General features: G+C 34.4%; 15 protein-coding genes. 10 read left to right on the forward strand and 5 right to left on the reverse strand.

The features are described 5' to 3' along the window. Positions 1–147: 147 nt before the first annotated feature. A complete protein-coding gene (locus RM519_RS06700; protein WP_311592889.1) occupies positions 148–1,695 on the reverse strand; it encodes a hypothetical protein in 1,548 nt (515 codons plus the stop codon). Between the two features lie 151 nt (positions 1,696–1,846). Here RM519_RS06700 and RM519_RS06705 point away from each other — a divergent pair, with 151 nt between their 5' ends. The 6 genes from RM519_RS06705 (at position 1,847) to RM519_RS06730 (ending at position 9,659) form a co-directional block, all read left to right on the forward strand. Beyond that, positions 1,847–3,007, forward strand: coding sequence for a 2-isopropylmalate synthase (locus RM519_RS06705; protein WP_311592890.1), 1,161 nt, complete (start codon positions 1,847–1,849; stop codon positions 3,005–3,007). A 90-nt stretch (positions 3,008–3,097) separates the two neighbouring features. Next, complete coding sequence (gene epsC / locus RM519_RS06710) at positions 3,098–3,883, forward strand: serine O-acetyltransferase EpsC (protein ID WP_311592891.1); 786 nt, start codon at positions 3,098–3,100, stop codon at positions 3,881–3,883. Positions 3,884–3,990: 107 nt separating this feature from the next. Continuing rightward, on the forward strand, positions 3,991–4,878 hold the full coding sequence (gene cysM, locus RM519_RS06715; RefSeq protein WP_311592999.1) for a cysteine synthase CysM: 888 nt from the start codon (positions 3,991–3,993) through the stop codon (positions 4,876–4,878). 85 nt (positions 4,879–4,963) lie between these two features. After that, entirely contained in the window at positions 4,964–6,091 is a 1,128-nt protein-coding gene (locus RM519_RS06720) for a DegT/DnrJ/EryC1/StrS family aminotransferase (RefSeq protein WP_311592893.1), read from the forward strand. Positions 6,092–6,196: 105 nt separating this feature from the next. Further along, complete coding sequence (gene galE, locus RM519_RS06725) at positions 6,197–7,207, forward strand: UDP-glucose 4-epimerase GalE (protein ID WP_311592894.1); 1,011 nt, start codon at positions 6,197–6,199, stop codon at positions 7,205–7,207. Between the two features lie 124 nt (positions 7,208–7,331). Beyond that, positions 7,332–9,659: a S9 family peptidase gene (locus RM519_RS06730; protein WP_311592895.1), complete on the forward strand. Its 2,328-nt coding sequence runs from the start codon at positions 7,332–7,334 to the stop codon at positions 9,657–9,659. A gap of 49 nt (positions 9,660–9,708) precedes the next feature. Here RM519_RS06730 and RM519_RS06735 read toward each other — a convergent pair whose 3' ends face one another. Beyond that, positions 9,709–10,482 (reverse strand): hypothetical protein, encoded by a 774-nt coding sequence (locus RM519_RS06735; RefSeq protein ID WP_311592896.1) that lies wholly within the window; start codon positions 10,480–10,482, stop codon positions 9,709–9,711. Between the two features lie 179 nt (positions 10,483–10,661). Next, positions 10,662–11,240 carry a PhnA domain-containing protein gene (locus RM519_RS06740; protein ID WP_311592897.1) on the reverse strand — a complete coding sequence of 193 codons (579 nt, stop codon included), beginning with the start codon at positions 11,238–11,240 and terminating at the stop codon, positions 10,662–10,664. Positions 11,241–11,328: 88 nt separating this feature from the next. Between RM519_RS06740 and RM519_RS06745 the strand changes: the two genes are divergently transcribed. Then, positions 11,329–11,847 carry a GNAT family N-acetyltransferase gene (locus tag RM519_RS06745; protein ID WP_311592898.1) on the forward strand — a complete coding sequence of 173 codons (519 nt, stop codon included), beginning with the start codon at positions 11,329–11,331 and terminating at the stop codon, positions 11,845–11,847. On the opposite strand, the gene RM519_RS06750 is transcribed toward RM519_RS06745, so the two are convergent. Continuing rightward, complete coding sequence (locus RM519_RS06750) at positions 11,834–12,676, reverse strand: alpha/beta hydrolase (protein ID WP_311592899.1); 843 nt, start codon at positions 12,674–12,676, stop codon at positions 11,834–11,836. The two genes, RM519_RS06745 and RM519_RS06750, sit on opposite strands and share 14 nt — an antisense overlap. Before the next feature lie 99 nt (positions 12,677–12,775). Here RM519_RS06750 and RM519_RS06755 point away from each other — a divergent pair, with 99 nt between their 5' ends. Beyond that, entirely contained in the window at positions 12,776–13,879 is a 1,104-nt protein-coding gene (locus RM519_RS06755; RefSeq protein ID WP_311592900.1) for a DUF4407 domain-containing protein, read from the forward strand. A gap of 10 nt (positions 13,880–13,889) precedes the next feature. On the opposite strand, the gene RM519_RS06760 is transcribed toward RM519_RS06755, so the two are convergent. Further along, entirely contained in the window at positions 13,890–15,203 is a 1,314-nt protein-coding gene (locus RM519_RS06760; RefSeq protein ID WP_311592901.1) for a S28 family serine protease, read from the reverse strand. A 121-nt stretch (positions 15,204–15,324) separates the two neighbouring features. On the opposite strand from RM519_RS06760, the gene lhpI reads away from it, so the two are divergent. Together lhpI and RM519_RS06770 are read left to right on the forward strand one after the other, a co-directional pair. Continuing rightward, the gene (lhpI, locus tag RM519_RS06765; protein WP_311592902.1) at positions 15,325–16,284 is read left to right on the forward strand and encodes a bifunctional Delta(1)-pyrroline-2-carboxylate/Delta(1)-piperideine-2-carboxylate reductase; all 960 of its coding nucleotides are present in this window, start codon (positions 15,325–15,327) and stop codon (positions 16,282–16,284) included. Then, positions 16,277–17,344, forward strand: a complete 1,068-nt coding sequence (locus RM519_RS06770) for a proline racemase family protein (protein ID WP_311592903.1) — start codon at positions 16,277–16,279, stop codon at positions 17,342–17,344. The genes lhpI and RM519_RS06770 overlap by 8 nt, the downstream gene beginning before the upstream one ends. Positions 17,345–17,347: the final 3 nt, after the last annotated feature.

Raw genomic sequence — 17,347 nt, forward strand, 5'->3', positions numbered from 1 at the left:
CCTTTTTCAAGGGAGGTTATATTTTTTTACAAAATATTATAGCAATCCCTTAATCGTCAAGTGATAATAATCACGACAATGACAAGAATTGAAATACTATTTAAAATGCTGTTCTTCATTTGAGTGTACAATACTAAAACTAAATTATTAATTAGGCAATAGTTTCGAATTTTTTCTTGAAATTATAGTTTGAATTGGCACGCCTTCGATATTACTTTCTAACCATGAAATAATATCTAAATACAAGAATGAACGTTTCTCATATGGGTGGTTTTCATATTCCTTTAATTCGTCACGCAATTTTTTAAAGGCTGATTTTAATTCACTTGGATACAAGTCTGATAAGCTTTTTAAGAAGTCTATCATTTTTCGCTGAACCAAATGTAAATCATTCATCTTGATCAAGAATCTGAAAGTAGATTTAATTAACACATCTATATTCTCATCCAATCCTGCTTCATAGTGCGCTACAAGATTTAAAACTCTCGAAAAACAAAGTAAATCTTCGCGCATGGACAACTCCTTATTCGATATGATCTTTTCTAAATATATGATGCTGTTTTTATAATCGGATACCCCAAAATACATACAGGCAATTTTGTAATAAAAAACCATAACATGATGTGCATCAATTTTCTTTTTATACGCTTCTATATTGTCTAAAACAATTGGCACATACTTTACACCATCTTCAAAATCTGCCTCTAAAAAGTACAAATTCAATTTATTTTGATAGTAGTAAACTGTGGCCAATGCAAGTGTATTCTCATTAGACATAACACTCTTCAATTCCATTTCAGACCTTAAACCATCTAAAACAACTCTAAATTTCTTATGGTGTTTAATCATGAAAAGTGATTCTAACAAGTAGTTATATCCCTTCAAATAAAATACAGGGTTCACATTTTTCATCGAAGGTTTGTCGTTAAAAATATCGATCCACTTTTGAGAATATCTATAACTCGCTACAAAATCTTGTGTTATTAAACTATACCACAAATAAGCCTTATATAAAAATAGCTTTTCCTTAAAACCTAATTCGGAAATTTTATATGTTGGGAGATGTGAATTAAAATAATGTGTAACCTGCTCAATGTCTTCAATACTTTTTGCATATCCGTTTCTAAGTAACCAACTATACAACTGCAATGATAAATTAGACAACTTACTAGTCATAACATTTCTCATGCTCAACTCCTTAGCCTGTATCGAAAGGGTATCTGCCCTATTACTCAGACTTCTTGTTATATATTGAGATTCAATGACTTTTTCTAATTCAACAATTTCATACGCCAAATTATCTTCTTCATTTTCAATGGCAGAACTTTTTGCTTTATCCAACAATTTCAGACTATGCTTGTACAAGCCTTTGTTGTATAAAATAGTCGCAAATTCAATTTGTTCACGAATTAAACTTCGCACATTTTGATGTAGCGGACTTAACCTTAAACTTATTAATAACTGTTTGTATAAATGTGCTTTAGAATTTGATAATTGCTGTTTTTTAATATTGGTGTTTTGCAAAATACCGCGTTCATCATAACGCTGCTGTTTATCCATAACATTAAAAAGCGCAATAAAATTAGCTTCCGTATTTCCACCTAGTCTACCAGCATACAATTTGAATTGTCTTTTCTCAGATTTTGACAAAGACTTTATCAATGTAAATAACGCATCTTTTTTTTCAGTAGCCATTGTAAATAAATCGTATTATTTATCTGATTTTTAACATTTTAGCATTACCACGAATTAATTGAATGTAGTAATAGAATCAATTATGAAGTATGGCTTTTTTATACACCTACTTATTTTTGAATATTCAAAAGTGATAAAAAATATTTAAATAATGAGCACAAATCAAGTTCAAATTTTTGACACCACTCTAAGAGATGGAGAACAAGTACCAGGATGCAAGTTAAATACAGGACAAAAATTAATTATTGCAGAACAACTTGATCTACTAGGCGTTGATATTATTGAAGCTGGTTTTCCGGTATCAAGCCCTGGAGATTTCAAGTCGGTTGAAGAGATTTCGAAATTGGTTAAAAACGCAACAGTTTGTGGATTAACTCGTGCTCATAAAAATGATATTAAAGTTGCGGCAGAAGCATTACAATATGCAAAACGCCCAAGAATTCATACGGGAATTGGAACCTCTGAATCGCACATTAAATTTAAATTTAATACCACTCCAGAAAAAATTATTGAACGTGCTGTTGATGCCGTGACCTATGCAAAATCGTTTGTTGAAGACATCGAGTTTTACGCCGAGGATGCAGGAAGAACGGATAATGAATATTTAGCGAGAGTCTGTGAAGCAGTAATAAAAGCTGGTGCCACCGTATTAAATATTCCTGATACTACTGGATATTGTTTACCGGAAGAATACGGGGCAAAAATGAAATACTTACGTGAAAACGTAAAAGGAATTGAAAATGTTATTTTATCATGTCATTGTCACAACGATTTAGGATTGGCTACAGCAAACGCCATTGCAGGAGTGCAAAATGGAGCCCGTCAAATAGAATGTACCATTAACGGAATTGGAGAACGTGCGGGAAACACTGCTCTGGAAGAAGTGGTGATGATTATGAAGCAACATCCATATTTAAACTTAGACACCAATATCAATACTCAAATGCTTTTTGGAATAAGTAAATTAGTTCAAGAAAGTATGGGCATGATTGTTCAACCGAACAAAGCCGTTGTTGGTGATAATGCTTTTGCCCATAGCTCTGGAATTCATCAAGATGGTGTAATTAAAAATCGTGAGACATACGAAATCATGGATCCGGCTGATGTTGGAGTTACTGAATCTTCGATTGTTTTAACTGCAAGAAGCGGAAGAGCAGCCTTGGCATATAGAGCAAAAAATGTTGGTTACGAATTAACAAAAGACCAATTAGATGCTTTATACCCAGAATTCTTGAAATACGCCGATCAAAACAAAGAGGTTGACGACAACGGTATTCATCAATTGATGGAAATGAGTAAGGTTTTGTTATAGAATCGTTAAAAGTCTATTAATCTAGTAGATTAAGGTTAGGATTCGGTTTTTTATCGACTACATTTTGTAGTTTAGCTCAAAATTAACCGCATGACTAAGGATTCAATTATTGAAAAAATTATCTCAAATCAAGCTACACCTCAACTTGATTTTAGCATAAAACACAAGACTGAAAAATTTACGAATAATTTATTTCACACATTGTTCGACGCAAATTCGTGCGTAAAAACAAACATTGATGTTCTTGAGTCTGAATTTTCAGAAATCTATTCACTCGCTTGTTACGATGATTCAAATCCTTGTGAAAATGTATGGGACGGTTTTCTTCAAAAATTACCTTCGCTTCTAGAACGATTAAACTTGGATGCCAACGCATCTCTAGAATTTGACCCCGCTTCAAAATCTATTGAAGAAGTATATATTGCTTACCCCGGTTTTTTCGCCATTGCTATACATAGATTTAGTCATGAATTATACAACATGAGTGTTCCGCTTATACCGAGATTAATGAGTGAATATGCACATGGAGTTACAGGCGTAGATATTCATCCAGGCGCGACCATTGGAGATTCTTTTTTTATTGATCATGCTACGGGAATCGTAATTGGTGAAACTTGTATTATCGAAGAAAATGTCAAAATTTACCAAGGAGTTACATTAGGTGCCTTACAAGTAAAAAAGAGTTTACAAAACACCAAACGACATCCAACGGTAGAAAAGAACGTAATAATCTACGCAAATGCTACAATTTTAGGTGGAGATACGGTCATTGGCGAAAACAGTATTGTTGGTGGAAATACTTGGATTACAGAATCTGTTGCACCAAACTGCTTTGTATATCATGTTCCGGAAATAAAAATGAAAAAGAAAAAATAACCAACGTCAGCTCGAGTATCCGACTTAGTCGGATGTATCGAGAACAATTCTATTTCTCAATATTAATTTTCTCTGAAAATTCACTCGAAATGACAAATACAGCACATATGAAATCAAACTCTTTATTAGATCAAATAGGAAATACGCCTTTAGTAAAACTCCAAAATATAATTCAAAAAAAAGGTGTTGAACTTTGGGTAAAATTGGAAGGAAACAATCCTGGGGGTAGCGTAAAGGATCGAGCTGCATTTAACATGGTAGAGTCTGCTTTAGACAGAGGTGATATTGACAAGAACACAAAATTAATTGAAGCGACCAGTGGAAATACAGGTATTGCTTTAGCCATGATTGCACAATTATTTGGACTACAAATAGAATTGGTTATGACCGAAAGCGCTACAAAAGAACGCGTTCAAACTATGAGAGCATACGGTGCAAAAGTTACCTTGACTTCTGCTGATAATGGAATTTTGGGTGCTCGTGATTATGCCGAATCGAAAGTTAAAAATGAAGGTAACTATATGTTCAATCAGTTTGGAAATAGCGATAATTGGAAAGCACATTATAAAACCACAGGACCCGAAATTTGGAGAGATACCGAAGGAAAAATTACTCATTTTGTTTCCGCAATGGGAACTACTGGCACCATAATGGGAACCTCAACATATTTAAAAGAGCAAAACTCTTCCATTAAGATAATTGGAACAGAGCCAACCGAAGGTTCAAGAATTCCAGGAATCCGGAAATGGCCAAAAGAATATTTACCTACCATTTTTGAACGCTCTAAAATAGATGACGTAATTGGCGTTAGCGAATCAGAGGCCAGAGCCATGTGTAAAAAATTAGCCCTTGAAGAAGGAGTGTTTTGTGGTATGAGCGCCGGCGGAGCTGTTGCCACCGCATTAAAAGTAGCAAATTCTCTTGACCAAGGAATGGTTGTAACAATAATTCCAGATAGAGGAGATCGGTATTTATCATCGGATCTTTTTGATTGATAATTATTGCTTGTTAAAAGAATAAAACGACCACTACAACATTTTAAAATTCCGTATTTTTGCATCTCGAAAATACATATCTACTATGAAAAAAATTCAGATGGTTGATCTTAAAGGTCAGTATGAAAAGATTAAATCAGAAATAGACAGTTCTATTATAAATGTAATAGAATCAACAGCATATATTAATGGTCCTGAAGTTCACGGATTTCAAAAAGAATTAGAAGACTATTTAGGTGTTAAGAATGTAATTCCATGCGCCAACGGAACAGATGCGCTGCAAATTGCAATGATGGGGCTAGGCCTAGAACAAGGTGATGAAGTTATTACAGTTGACTTTACCTTTGCTGCAACGGTTGAAGTTATTGCCTTGTTAAAACTTACGCCCGTATTAATTGATGTCGAAAAAGACACGTTCAACATGGATTTGGATGCTTTGAAGAAGGCTATCACTCCAAAAACAAAGGCTATCGTTCCAGTGCATTTATTCGGACAATGCGCCAATATGGAAGAAATCCTAAAAATTGCAAAGGAGCACAACTTATATGTAATTGAAGATACAGCTCAGGCAATTGGTGCAGATTACACTTTTAGTGATGGCACTGTGAAAAAAGCAGGAACCATGGGACATGTTGGAACAACGTCATTCTTCCCTTCAAAAAACTTAGGGTGTTACGGAGATGGTGGTGCTATATTTACAAATGACGATGATTTAGCAAATACAATTAGAGGAATGGTAAATCACGGTATGTACCGCAGGTATTACCATGATGTTGTTGGTGTTAATTCTAGATTAGATAGTATTCAGGCCGCTATATTGAGAATTAAACTACCGTTGCTAGATGGTTTTTGTGATGCAAGAAGAAGTGCTGCAGAATTTTATTCAAACGCATTGGCAAATCACCCAAACATTGCAACTCCGGTGATTAGTGATTTTTCAACGCATGTTTTCCATCAATATACATTGCAAATTGTTAATGCAGATAGAGATGCTTTGCATAAACATTTATTAGATAATAACATTCCAAATGCAATTTATTACCCTGTGCCACTCCATAGTCAAAAAGCCTATGAAGATGAACGTTATAATGAAGATGATTTTAAAGTAACCAATAAATTAATCGGAACTGTTTTATCATTACCTATGCACACAGAATTTGATGAAGAGCAATTGGCATTTATTACCAAAACAATATTAGATTTTTTAAAATAATCTCTAAAGCGGTTGAATCTTTGTTCAACCGCTTTTTTTATAAATAACCGAATAAGAAGTAGGTCTGTTTGACTGCACTTAATAAATAACACAATTAAAACAAAAATGGGTAAAACAATTCTTGTAACTGGAGGGCTAGGATATATAGGTTCTCACACCGTAGTTGAATTACAAAATGAAGGATTTGATGTTGTCATTATCGATGACTTGTCAAATACAACAATAGAAGTATTAGATAGAATTACGTCTATCACACGCACAAAACCGCGCTTTGAACAAATTGATTTAAAAGACAAACAAGCTGTTCAACATTTTTTTAAGTATTATGATATTGATGGAGTTATTCACTTTGCCGCTTCAAAGGCGGTTGGTGAAAGTGTTATTGAACCTTTAAAATATTATGAAAACAATATTGCGACACTGACGTATGTATTGCAAGAAATGACAACCAACAACGTCTCAAATTTTATTTTCAGTTCTTCTTGTACAGTTTACGGACAGGCAGACGAATTACCAATCACCGAATCTGCTCCACCAAAACCAGCAGAGTCTCCTTACGGAGCTACAAAACGTATGGGTGAAATCATAATTGAAGATACTACCAAAGCAACGGATTTAAAAGCGATAGCACTTAGGTATTTCAATCCAGTAGGTGCTCATGAATCAGCAAAAATTGGTGAATTACCATTGGGTGTGCCACAAAACCTCGTGCCATTTGTGGTGCAAACGGCAGCAGGAATTCGAAAGGAATTATCAATTTTTGGAGACGATTACCCTACCACAGACGGGACAGCAGTACGTGATTACATTCATGTTGTAGATTTAGCAAAAGCACATATTGCTGCTTTAGGCAGATTGTTAAACAATCAAAATAAAAAGGCATGTGAATATTTTAATATTGGTACTGGCAAAGGTAGCTCTGTATTAGAAATAGTTAATGCTTTCGAAAAATCGACTGGACAAAAAGTACCATACAAAATGGCCCCAAGACGTGCAGGTGATATTACCGCAGCATATGCTGATACCTCATTAGCGAACAAAGAATTGAATTGGAAAACTGAATTAAGTTTAGAAGATAGTTTATCAAGTGCCTGGAAATGGCAAGAAACACTATAACCCACATCATTTGTTAAAATCATATATAAAACCCAATCTTTTTGATTGGGTTTTATATTTAATACAATTCTTTACCAAGTATTGGAAGATTATTTATCTTTAGCGTTTTCAAATTATTCCTATCATGACTCAGTTTCTTTACTACAGAAAGGTTGCTTTAATCCTTTGCACTATTTTTTTAATCAGTTGTTCCTCATCAACAAAAAAAGAACAATTAACAGATCTTGATTACAAGAATGCTATGAAGCATTTATCAATGGACAAGTATGTCTATAATAAAATTGACAGAAAGAATTGGACCAGTACAAACCATATGGCCTATTCTAAAAACACGAAAGAAGGAAAAGTTTTCATGTTGGTAAACATTGATACAAAAACTACTTCTGTTGCTTTTGACCACCAACGTTTAGCATCTACCCTCTCTAACTTGCTAGAAGAAAATTTCTCAGCCTCTGAATTACCATTCAATACTATTGAATTAGAAAATGAAAATCAAATTAGTTTTGAAATAAAAGGCAAGAAATATGTTTGTGACTTAGATAGTTATAAATGCTCCGAAATTGAAAAAATTAAAAGAAATCGATCGGAATATATTTCTCCAAACGGAAAATTAGCCGCTTATATAGATGCTTATAATTTATGGATACGAAATATTGAAACAGGCCAAAAAACACAACTAACTTTTGATGGCCAAAAGGACTATGGTTATGCTACCAATAATGCTGGGTGGACAAAAAAGGATGGCCCTGTATTAAAATGGTCACCTAATTCTGATAAAATTGCAACATTTCAACAAGATGCTCGTGGAGTTGGAGAAATGTATTTAGTGTCTACAAAGGTTGGGCATCCAAAATTAGAAGCATGGAAACATCCCTTACCTGGCGATGAAAAAGTCTTCAAGTTAGAACGTATCATTATCCATTTAGGATCGAAACCAAAAGTAGTTCGATTAAAAATGGAACCAGATTTTCAAAGAGGAACCATTACCGATCATGTTGCAGGAAGAAATGGTGAGTTTTTAGATTGTAATTGGAATGAAAATGGAACTAAAATCGCTTTTATCTCATCTTCTAGAGATCATAAAATAGCGCATTTAAAAACCGCTGACATCCATACAGGAAAAGTAACTTCAAGATTAATAGAAAAAGTAGACACCTATTTCGAATCTGGAGCACGAGCAGAAAATTGGCGTGTATTTCATGATACTAATGAAGTTCTTTGGTTTTCTGAGCGCGACAATTGGGGACATTTGTATTTGTATGATTTGGAATCAGGCAAATTAAAACATCAAATTACAAAAGGAGACTGGGCAGTTCAACAAGTAAAACATATAGATAAAGAGAATCGTGTAATCTATTTTACAGCTGGCGGAAAAGAAGAAGGAAATCCTTATCATAAATATTTATACAGTGTTAATTTTGATGGGACGCACCTAGCAAACTTAACGCCTGAAAAAGGACATCATGAAATCGATGCAAATGACTCTTGGAGTTATTTTGTAGATACCTATTCTATGGTAGACACCCCTCCTATTTCCGTTTTAAAGAATATCAAAGGCGAAGTGATAATGAAATTAGAAACTACAAATATCACCGTTCTTCAAGAAAAAGGATTTCAACAGCCAATTGAATTTACAACCAAAGCGCGCGATGGAGAAACAGACTTATGGGGAATTATGTATTTACCAAGTCATTATGACGAAACTAAGAAATACCCAGTTTTAAACTACATCTATCCTGGACCACAATCTGGAAGTGTAGGTAATTATAGTTTTAGGTCTTCAAGACGCGATAATCAGGCATTAGCAGAACTTGGTTTTGTGGTAGTGGCTGTTGATGCTCAAGGCACGCCTGGAAGGTCTAAATCGTTCCACGATTTTTACTATGGAAATATGGGAGACAATGGTTTAGAAGATAATATTACGACTATTAAACAATTGGCACAACGTTATAAAGGAATGAACATAGAACGTGTAGGAATTTGGGGGCATTCCGGTGGTGGATTCGCCTCAACAGGCGCTTTATTCAGATACCCAGAATTTTATGATGTTGCCGTTTCAGGTGCTGGAAATCACGACAACAGAAACTATGAAGCAGATTGGGGTGAAAAATGGCATGGACTATTAAAACCAAGCATGTTAGAGAATCAGCCTGATGGAACAGATAATTATGATAGCCAAGCAAATCAATTATTTGCGCATCAATTAAAAGGAAGATTACTAATTACTCATGGCTCTATGGATAATAATGTACATCCGTCGAATACTATGCTGGTAGTTGAGGCATTGATCAAAGCCAATAAAGATTTTGATTTTATTTTATTTCCTAATAAAAGACATGGATATGGTGACATGACGGATTATATGACCCGAAGAAAATGGGATTATTTTGTAAAACATTTAAAAGGCATGGAACCTCCAAAAGAGTTTGACATAACTGCAAATAAAGAATAAAAAAAGGCTCACAAACGTGAGCCTTTTTCATGTTACATTATGTTATCCTTTATTCTTCTGGTGAAGCTTGTACTACCGAAACTATTCTATACAAACCAATACTTCTTGGAGATGAATCGTTGTCTTCAATATCAGCAAAGAAGTCGTCTGCCATCTCCATATCTTCACTAAAATATTGAGATAAAGCATCCTTCAAATTTGCAAATAAATCATACGATTGTGTGGTGTATTGAAACTTGCTATTTGAAGGGTGTAAAATTCTAGCATTACCCCATCCTGTCATTACAGTTTTACCTTCATTCATCGCTTTTTGAACCATAGGTTTCCACTTATTAGCTTCGAAATCTAATAATTTACCAGTGTTCTTAGGATTATGATAAACAATCTTCACAAAATTAAAATGTTTATCTGGATCTACATTTGGAATTTCTATATGATTCCCTTGACTCTTAAGAAAAACGGTTCCAATATTTTTACTAATTGCATTGGTTCCAATATCTTCCATTTTCTTGTCAGGAAATAGATCACCTACACTGTTCCAATCCAATTGAGCATCAACATCGTTTACTGTATTCACAATTAAAATATTTGGAGCATGATCCTGCCCAACACCTCCTACCTTTTGCAATATCGCCCAAAAAGTTAGGTTTCCTTTTTTCACTTCCTGTTCCGCAAATTTCTGCCAATAGGTAGTTTCTCTTTTAAGATACTCTCCCATATCTTGAGGTTCTACACGTCTAAATTGATGAGTTGTGATTCCTTGTGCAAATACTAAAGGTGCAATCATTAGTATTGCAAGAATCGTAATAATTGATTGTTTCATAATAATTAAAGTTTAGTTAAAAATGATATATCTTATTAATTGATATCTAAATTAACTGGGGTTTAATTATCTGAGGTTATTGGAGTTTAACTTGAGGCTGGAAAGGGATTGTAGGGTATTACTTAACAAATATAGAAAAAAAATTTCAAATTGCTAAATATCAATTACTTAAATAAAATTTACAGCTTCTTCACATACTTGGTAATTATCACGATTTGAGTTGGACCAACTTTGCCTTCAATATATTCGGCATTGTCAGGATCTAAAGAAATCCGGCGAACTGCTGTTCCTTGTTTGGCCACCATACTAGAACCTTTTACCTTCAAATCTTTTACCAATACTACGGAATCTCCAGCCTGCAATATAGTTCCGTTTACATCTCTATGAATTACCTTTTCACTTTCATCCAAACCTTCTCCGGTAGCCTGTGCCCATCGCAATACCTCATCTTCTAAATACATCATATCTAATAAGTCTTGTGGCCAGCCCTCTTTTTTTAAGCGCGACAACATGCGCCAAGCGACGGCTTGTACTGCTCTGAATTCGCTCCACATACTATCATTTAAACAACGCCAATGATTCGCATCTGTAATTTCTGGATCTTCTATTTGACCTTTACACGTACTACAAACCAAAACGCTGCCGTCTACACCACCAGTAGAAATCGGCGGAACTTCATAAATACTCAAATCGGTGTTCGATGCGCAAAATTCGCAGCTATTATTACTTCTTGCTCGTAAGTCGGCTAGTAAACTCATGTTAGTCATTTTAGAAATACAAAACTACACCTAATAAAATTTGCACCCAATATTTCGGGATTTAAAAACAGCATCTTATTTTTGAAAAATGATATTAGAAACCGACCGCCTTCACATTCTAAAATTTACTCTTAAAGACGCTCCTTTTATTTTTGAATTGGTAAACAGTCCAAATTGGTTAAAATTTATTGGAGATAAAAATGTAAAATCATTAAAAGATGCGGAACAATATATTCAAGAAAAATTGCTAAATCAGTATAAACATTTTGGATTTAGTTTTTATTTAGTACGAACTAAATCAAAGCAAAAACCAATTGGAATGACAGGATTTATAAAAAGACCAAGTATGCAAGACGTTGAAATCGGTTTTAGTTTTTTACCTAATAGTTCTGGAAAAGGTTATGCTTTAGAATCTTCAAAAGCAATATTAAAATATGGCAAATCACATTTGAAAATAGAAAAAGTCGTTGCCATAACGGATCAAAAAAATACAAGATCTCAAAAACTATTAGAACGTTTAGGTTTAGAAAAACAAGGCGAAATTATACTTCCTGATTTTGACAAACCTTGCAGTTATTTTGAAGAGCCGAAAATTAATTTGATATAAATCCTTCTATTTGCAGCCAATCTTTTAATCTATCTGGCCAAGTATTTAGCGACTTTAATTCACTTCGAGTTCCCATATTAAAGGCATGACCACCTTGGGAATATAAATGCATTTCTACTGATGCGTTCATTTTTCTATAGCCGTTTAAAATTTTAACTACAGGAGATGAGCAACACCCATCATCGTTGGCCACAACCATAAAGGCCGGTGGTAAGTCTTCCGGAAAAATTTCTGGCACACCTAAGGGCCCGGGATAAACCAAAATCTGAAAATTAGGCTTTGCATCCGTTTGTTCAATTTTATCACTTGAATTTTCATTGGCTCCATTTTCTTTATACATCACCTCGGCCACAACTTCGCCACCGGCAGAAAAACCAAGCATTCCAATTTTAGAAGGATCAATGCCGTACTTTTCAGCATTTGCCCTAACGGCTCTCATGGCTCTAAGTCCGTCTTGTCTTAAATGAATATCTAAATCATAAGGCGAATTCTCTTCTCGGGGTAATCTATATTTTAAAACAAAAGCCATGATTCCAAGCGAATTTAAATACTTAGCAGCGCGATACCCTTCTGAAGTAATCACCAATTTATTATGCCCTCCTCCTGGGCAAATTACAACTGCAGTTCCATTTGGATGCTCTGGTTTAAAAACTGTTAAGGATGGATTATGGACATTCTTTACCCAATAATCTTTTACCTCTTCCGGCTCGTTCTTTAGGGTTTCAAAACCGGGCGCTCCATTTTCCCAAAGATAAATTACTTCGTTATTCGTTTGCGAAATACTAATAATTGAACTTAAAAAAATAAAGACTACAAGAATGCTTTTCATAAAATACAATTTTTCAAAAAAGCTTAAATATAGTTAAAATTAAGGCTTTACGTAACATTTTACCCATAGGTGTCGTTATACTATACAAACCAACTTACTATGCTAAAACAATTTTTCTGGATGTGCTCTGGCGCAGACACCGATATATTAGAAAGTTCATCCAAATCTGAACAACATAAATTTGCTGGAATTGGCGGCACTGTTTTTTTTACAGCAGTGATGGCTTCAATTGCTGGCAGTTACGCCTTATATACGGTTTTTGACAATCCATATTTGGCAGTGTTCTTTGGGTTGATTTGGGGTTTACTTATTTTTAATTTAGATCGATTTATAGTTTCTACACTTAAAAAAAGTGATAATAAATGGAAAGAAATTATGCAGGCAACACCTCGTATTATTTTAGCCATTATTATTGCCGTTGTAATTGCAAAACCGTTGGAATTAAAAATATTTGAAAAAGAAATAGATCAGGTTTTGCTTGAAGAAAAGAACGAACTCACCTTAGCCAACAAAGCACAAATAGCGAATCAATTTACCCCTCAGATTAATGCATTAAATACTGAAATTACGCAATTAAAAGATGAGATAGATGCTAAGGAACAAGCAGTAGATACTTTATACGAAACCTACATTGCCGAAGCAGAAGGTAGAAAAGGAACAAAATTATTAGGAAAAGGTCCGGTTTATAAGGAAAAAAGAGAGAAACACGATGCTCAACTTTCTGAGTTAAAAGATTTAAAAGAAGCCAATAAGGAAAAAATAACAGAGAAAGAAGCACAAATTGCCTCGCTTATTTCAGAACAGAAAGATCAAGAAGCGACAACGCAACCTATCATTGATGGGTTCGATGGATTGATGGCACGTATCAATGCCTTAGATAAATTACCTTGGCTACCTTCTTTCTTTATATTCTTGCTTTTCTTAGCAATAGAAACCTCACCTATTTTAGCAAAACTTATCTCCCCTAAAGGCGAATATGATTTTAAATTGCAAGATCAAGAAAATGCCGTTAAAACCTGGGTAGAACAAAAAGTACATCAAAGAGCGCAAGTCCTAAAAACGGATATGCAACTAAATGAAGAAATTTATTCTGATTTAACCGAGGAAGAAGAACTGTACAACTACAAGCGCAAAAAAGCGAGAGAATTATTACAGCAACAAGCAGACTCCTTTCATGCCAGTCAACAAAAAATAATTCGGTAATTTTTTAATATTATTCGTTTAGATACAATTTGGTACCACCCAGCCATTCTTGTATCTGCTTATATATTTTATTCTGGTCTTCTTCAGAAAAATCTTTAATTCTAGTGGCATGACTTCCTCCTTTTAGAACCATTTTTAAAGCATCAACTTCTTTATTAGGATTTGGTGCACAGGCATACCAAGGGTCTACTTCGCCATAGATATACACTAATTTATCTCCCTTGGTTTCAATATATTCCCTTACTTCTTTTATGTAATTAGAATTGTAATTCATCTCTACTCCTTTGGGTGCAAATCGCATATTAGAACTAGATTTTACAATACTCAATAAATCCTTCAGTGGTTCCAATTCAAATCCATAATAACCCAACTCTATCATATGCTGATAAAACGAAGGCAATGCGTTATCAATCCCTGCATCACTATACACCCAAAAACCAACTACATTATTTATATGCGTTGCCACCTCTAGGGCATTGGATTCCTTGGTTGGAATTTCTTCACATTTTCCTCCCCATTGTAAAAATGAAAATGGGTATTCTAGTACTGCATATTCCAATGCTTCTTCCAAGGATAATTCTGTGAATTCATATTTTTTCTCTTTCATATAATCAGCCAAAACTGGTAATATCTCCTCCTTTCGTTCTAAAATCATTCTTTGAGTATCAAACAATGAAATATCACAAATATCCGCACCCAACATATTGATATGATTGATGGTTCTCACATCCTCTCTTGTGTTAATTAATGGAGCGACATACGGCACACCCACGTCCATATCATCTGGATATTTTGACTTATACATCATCACATTTTCACCTCCCTTACTAATACCCGTACTCATCCATTTATTCTTATATATTTTTTTCAGTTGTGTACTTACAGCATGGTAATCTGCTAAGGCATTGTCATTGGTTAAATAGTTCCAAGGAATAGAATCTGGTCTCGATTTCCCATAGAATCTGTACTCAACTAGCACTTGATTCATATGAAATACCTTACTCAATTCATAGGTGTTATTTCTTGCGGCATAACCTGTAGTGATTAACAAATTTGGTTGCTCATACCCGGCATGTGAAATAAAAATATGATGCTCAAAAGTACCATCCTCAGGTTTGCTATGATCTAATGGCTGTTGAATTGTAAGTTCATAACGCTCCGAAAAATGATCTTTTGCTCCAAGAGAATCAATAACTGCATTCGGAAATAAAACCATTAATTGTTCTTTGAATGATAATTGATCAATTGAATTTGATTCTGATTTACATGAATTACTTAAAAGTAAAACCACAGTTGCTGCTAAAAGAATAGATAATTTTTTCATGTGATAAATTTAATTCAACTTCTCAGGCCTAATCGATATATATTTATCCTACATCAATACACTTTTAACCAATAATTGATTAATAATTTATTATATCTCCTCTTTTCAATATTTTTGGTAGATGAACAATATAGTACAAATCTCAAACGATTTTATTGAAAGCAACACGGATTTCTCTGAACTGATTCAGCAAATAGGGTCTTATTTCAAACAAAATGAGGTCTTGGTTCCCATGCGCCATCATCACGATTTTCCAAATCCAAAAGTAAATTCAGATTCTACTTTACTTTTAATGCCTGCTTGGAATCCAAGTAAAGATGCAGGTGTTAAAGTGGTAACGGTAAGTCCAGAAAACGGGCAATTTGACTTACCATCCATACAGGGCACTTATATCTATTTAGACGCTACAAAAGGTGGGGTAAAAGCCATCATCGAAGCGAAAAGTTTGACCGTAAAAAGAACGGCTGCGGCTTCGGCATTGGCTTCGAAATATTTGTCAAGAAAAGATGCCTCTACATTATTAATGATTGGTACAGGCGCATTATCCATTAACCTGATTAAGGCACATGCTTCGGTTAGACCGATAAAAGATGTGTTTGTTTGGGGTCGAAATTTTCAAAAGGCACAAGATATTTGTTACGCATTAAAAGCGGAAGATTTTAATTGTACACCCATAGAAACCATTGAACAAAAAATAAGTGAGGTAACTATTATTTCTTGTGCAACCTTATCAAAATCACCTCTTGTATTTGGTGCAAAACTACAACCAGGACAACATCTCGATTTGGTTGGTGCCTATAAAAAAGATATGCGCGAAGCCGACAATGATGCTATTAAAAAAGCAACTGTTTTTGTAGACACTTTTCAAGGTGGATTAAAAGAAAGTGGAGATATCGTAATTCCAATTGCAGAAGGTATCATTTCTGAAAGTGATATTAAGGCAGATCTGTTTTCTCTTACCACAAATACTCATGTTGGAAGAAAAACAAATAATGAAATAACGCTATTCAAATCCGTTGGACATGCTTTAGAAGATTTGGCAGCCGCTTCGTATTATTATAAAAAGTTTACAAATGAATAAAACTTACCAAAACATACTTCAAAAAACAACATTAAACATGGCCAAGGATTGGCTACAAATCAAAACAATCGACATGCACACAGGAGGTGAACCTCTGCGTGTTATACTTGATGGCTTTCCTGAATTGAAAGGAAACTCCGTTTTAGATTACAGAAGATATTGTAAAGATAATTTTGACGAATTACGAACTGCCTTGATGTTTGAACCTAGAGGACACGCCGATATGTACGGTTGTATTCTTACTCCTCCAAACGATGACGAGGGTGATTTTGGAATTATATTTTTACATAACGAAGGCTACTCTACCATGTGTGGTCATGCCATTATTGCGATTTCAACCTTAGCCATTCAAATGAATTGGATTGCTATTAAAGAAGGAGAAAATATATTAAAAATTGATGCTCCTTGTGGAAGAATTACTTCTTTTGCAAACGTTGAAAATGGAAAAGTTACTGGAGTCAAATTTCATTGTGTTCCTAGTTTTGTGGTTGGACTAGATTATAAAACGAACATAGAAGGTATTGGTGAAGTAATATATGATCTTGCATATGGCGGTGCTTTTTACGCTTATGTAGACATGGCTAAAAACAAGTTTGATTTTGATCTGAGCCCGGCTAGTTATAAGAATTTAATTAAAACAGGCATGGATATAAAACATGCTGTAATGGAATCAAACTCCGAAATCAATCACCCGATTGAAGATGATTTAAGTTTTTTATACGGGACTATTTTTATAGATAATACAAAGCAAAATTCGGGTAGTGATAGTAGAAACGTTTGCATTTTTGCCGAAGGCGAAGTAGATAGATGCCCAACTGGTTCAGGTGTTTCAGGAAGAATGGCAATTCATAAAGCGCAAAATGAAATTAACATTGGAGAAACAATGACCATAGAAAGTATAACTGACTCCGTTTTTAAAGGGTCCGTAATATCTGAAATTGACTATGGACCGTTTAAGGCTGTAATTCCACAAGTAGAAGGAACAGCCCATATAACAGGCACGCATACCTTTGCAATAGATCCTAATGACCCAATGAAAAATGGGTTTATTTTAAGATAAAAT

Origin of the sequence: Urechidicola vernalis, assembly GCF_031846385.1 — a bacterium.
Lineage (GTDB): Bacteria > Bacteroidota > Bacteroidia > Flavobacteriales > Flavobacteriaceae > Urechidicola > Urechidicola vernalis.

Coding starts and splice junctions, on each gene's coding strand:
- RM519_RS06700 (WP_311592889.1), bottom strand. CDS start 1,695: ATGGCTACTGAAAAAAAAGATGCGTTATTTACATTGATAAAGTCTTTG.
- RM519_RS06705 (WP_311592890.1), top strand. CDS start 1,847: ATGAGCACAAATCAAGTTCAAATTTTTGACACCACTCTAAGAGATGGA.
- epsC (WP_311592891.1), top strand. CDS start 3,098: ATGACTAAGGATTCAATTATTGAAAAAATTATCTCAAATCAAGCTACA.
- cysM (WP_311592999.1), top strand. CDS start 3,991: ATGAAATCAAACTCTTTATTAGATCAAATAGGAAATACGCCTTTAGTA.
- RM519_RS06720 (WP_311592893.1), top strand. CDS start 4,964: ATGAAAAAAATTCAGATGGTTGATCTTAAAGGTCAGTATGAAAAGATT.
- galE (WP_311592894.1), top strand. CDS start 6,197: ATGGGTAAAACAATTCTTGTAACTGGAGGGCTAGGATATATAGGTTCT.
- RM519_RS06730 (WP_311592895.1), top strand. CDS start 7,332: ATGACTCAGTTTCTTTACTACAGAAAGGTTGCTTTAATCCTTTGCACT.
- RM519_RS06735 (WP_311592896.1), bottom strand. CDS start 10,482: ATGAAACAATCAATTATTACGATTCTTGCAATACTAATGATTGCACCT.
- RM519_RS06740 (WP_311592897.1), bottom strand. CDS start 11,240: ATGAGTTTACTAGCCGACTTACGAGCAAGAAGTAATAATAGCTGCGAA.
- RM519_RS06745 (WP_311592898.1), top strand. CDS start 11,329: ATGATATTAGAAACCGACCGCCTTCACATTCTAAAATTTACTCTTAAA.
- RM519_RS06750 (WP_311592899.1), bottom strand. CDS start 12,676: ATGAAAAGCATTCTTGTAGTCTTTATTTTTTTAAGTTCAATTATTAGT.
- RM519_RS06755 (WP_311592900.1), top strand. CDS start 12,776: ATGCTAAAACAATTTTTCTGGATGTGCTCTGGCGCAGACACCGATATA.
- RM519_RS06760 (WP_311592901.1), bottom strand. CDS start 15,203: ATGAAAAAATTATCTATTCTTTTAGCAGCAACTGTGGTTTTACTTTTA.
- lhpI (WP_311592902.1), top strand. CDS start 15,325: ATGAACAATATAGTACAAATCTCAAACGATTTTATTGAAAGCAACACG.
- RM519_RS06770 (WP_311592903.1), top strand. CDS start 16,277: ATGAATAAAACTTACCAAAACATACTTCAAAAAACAACATTAAACATG.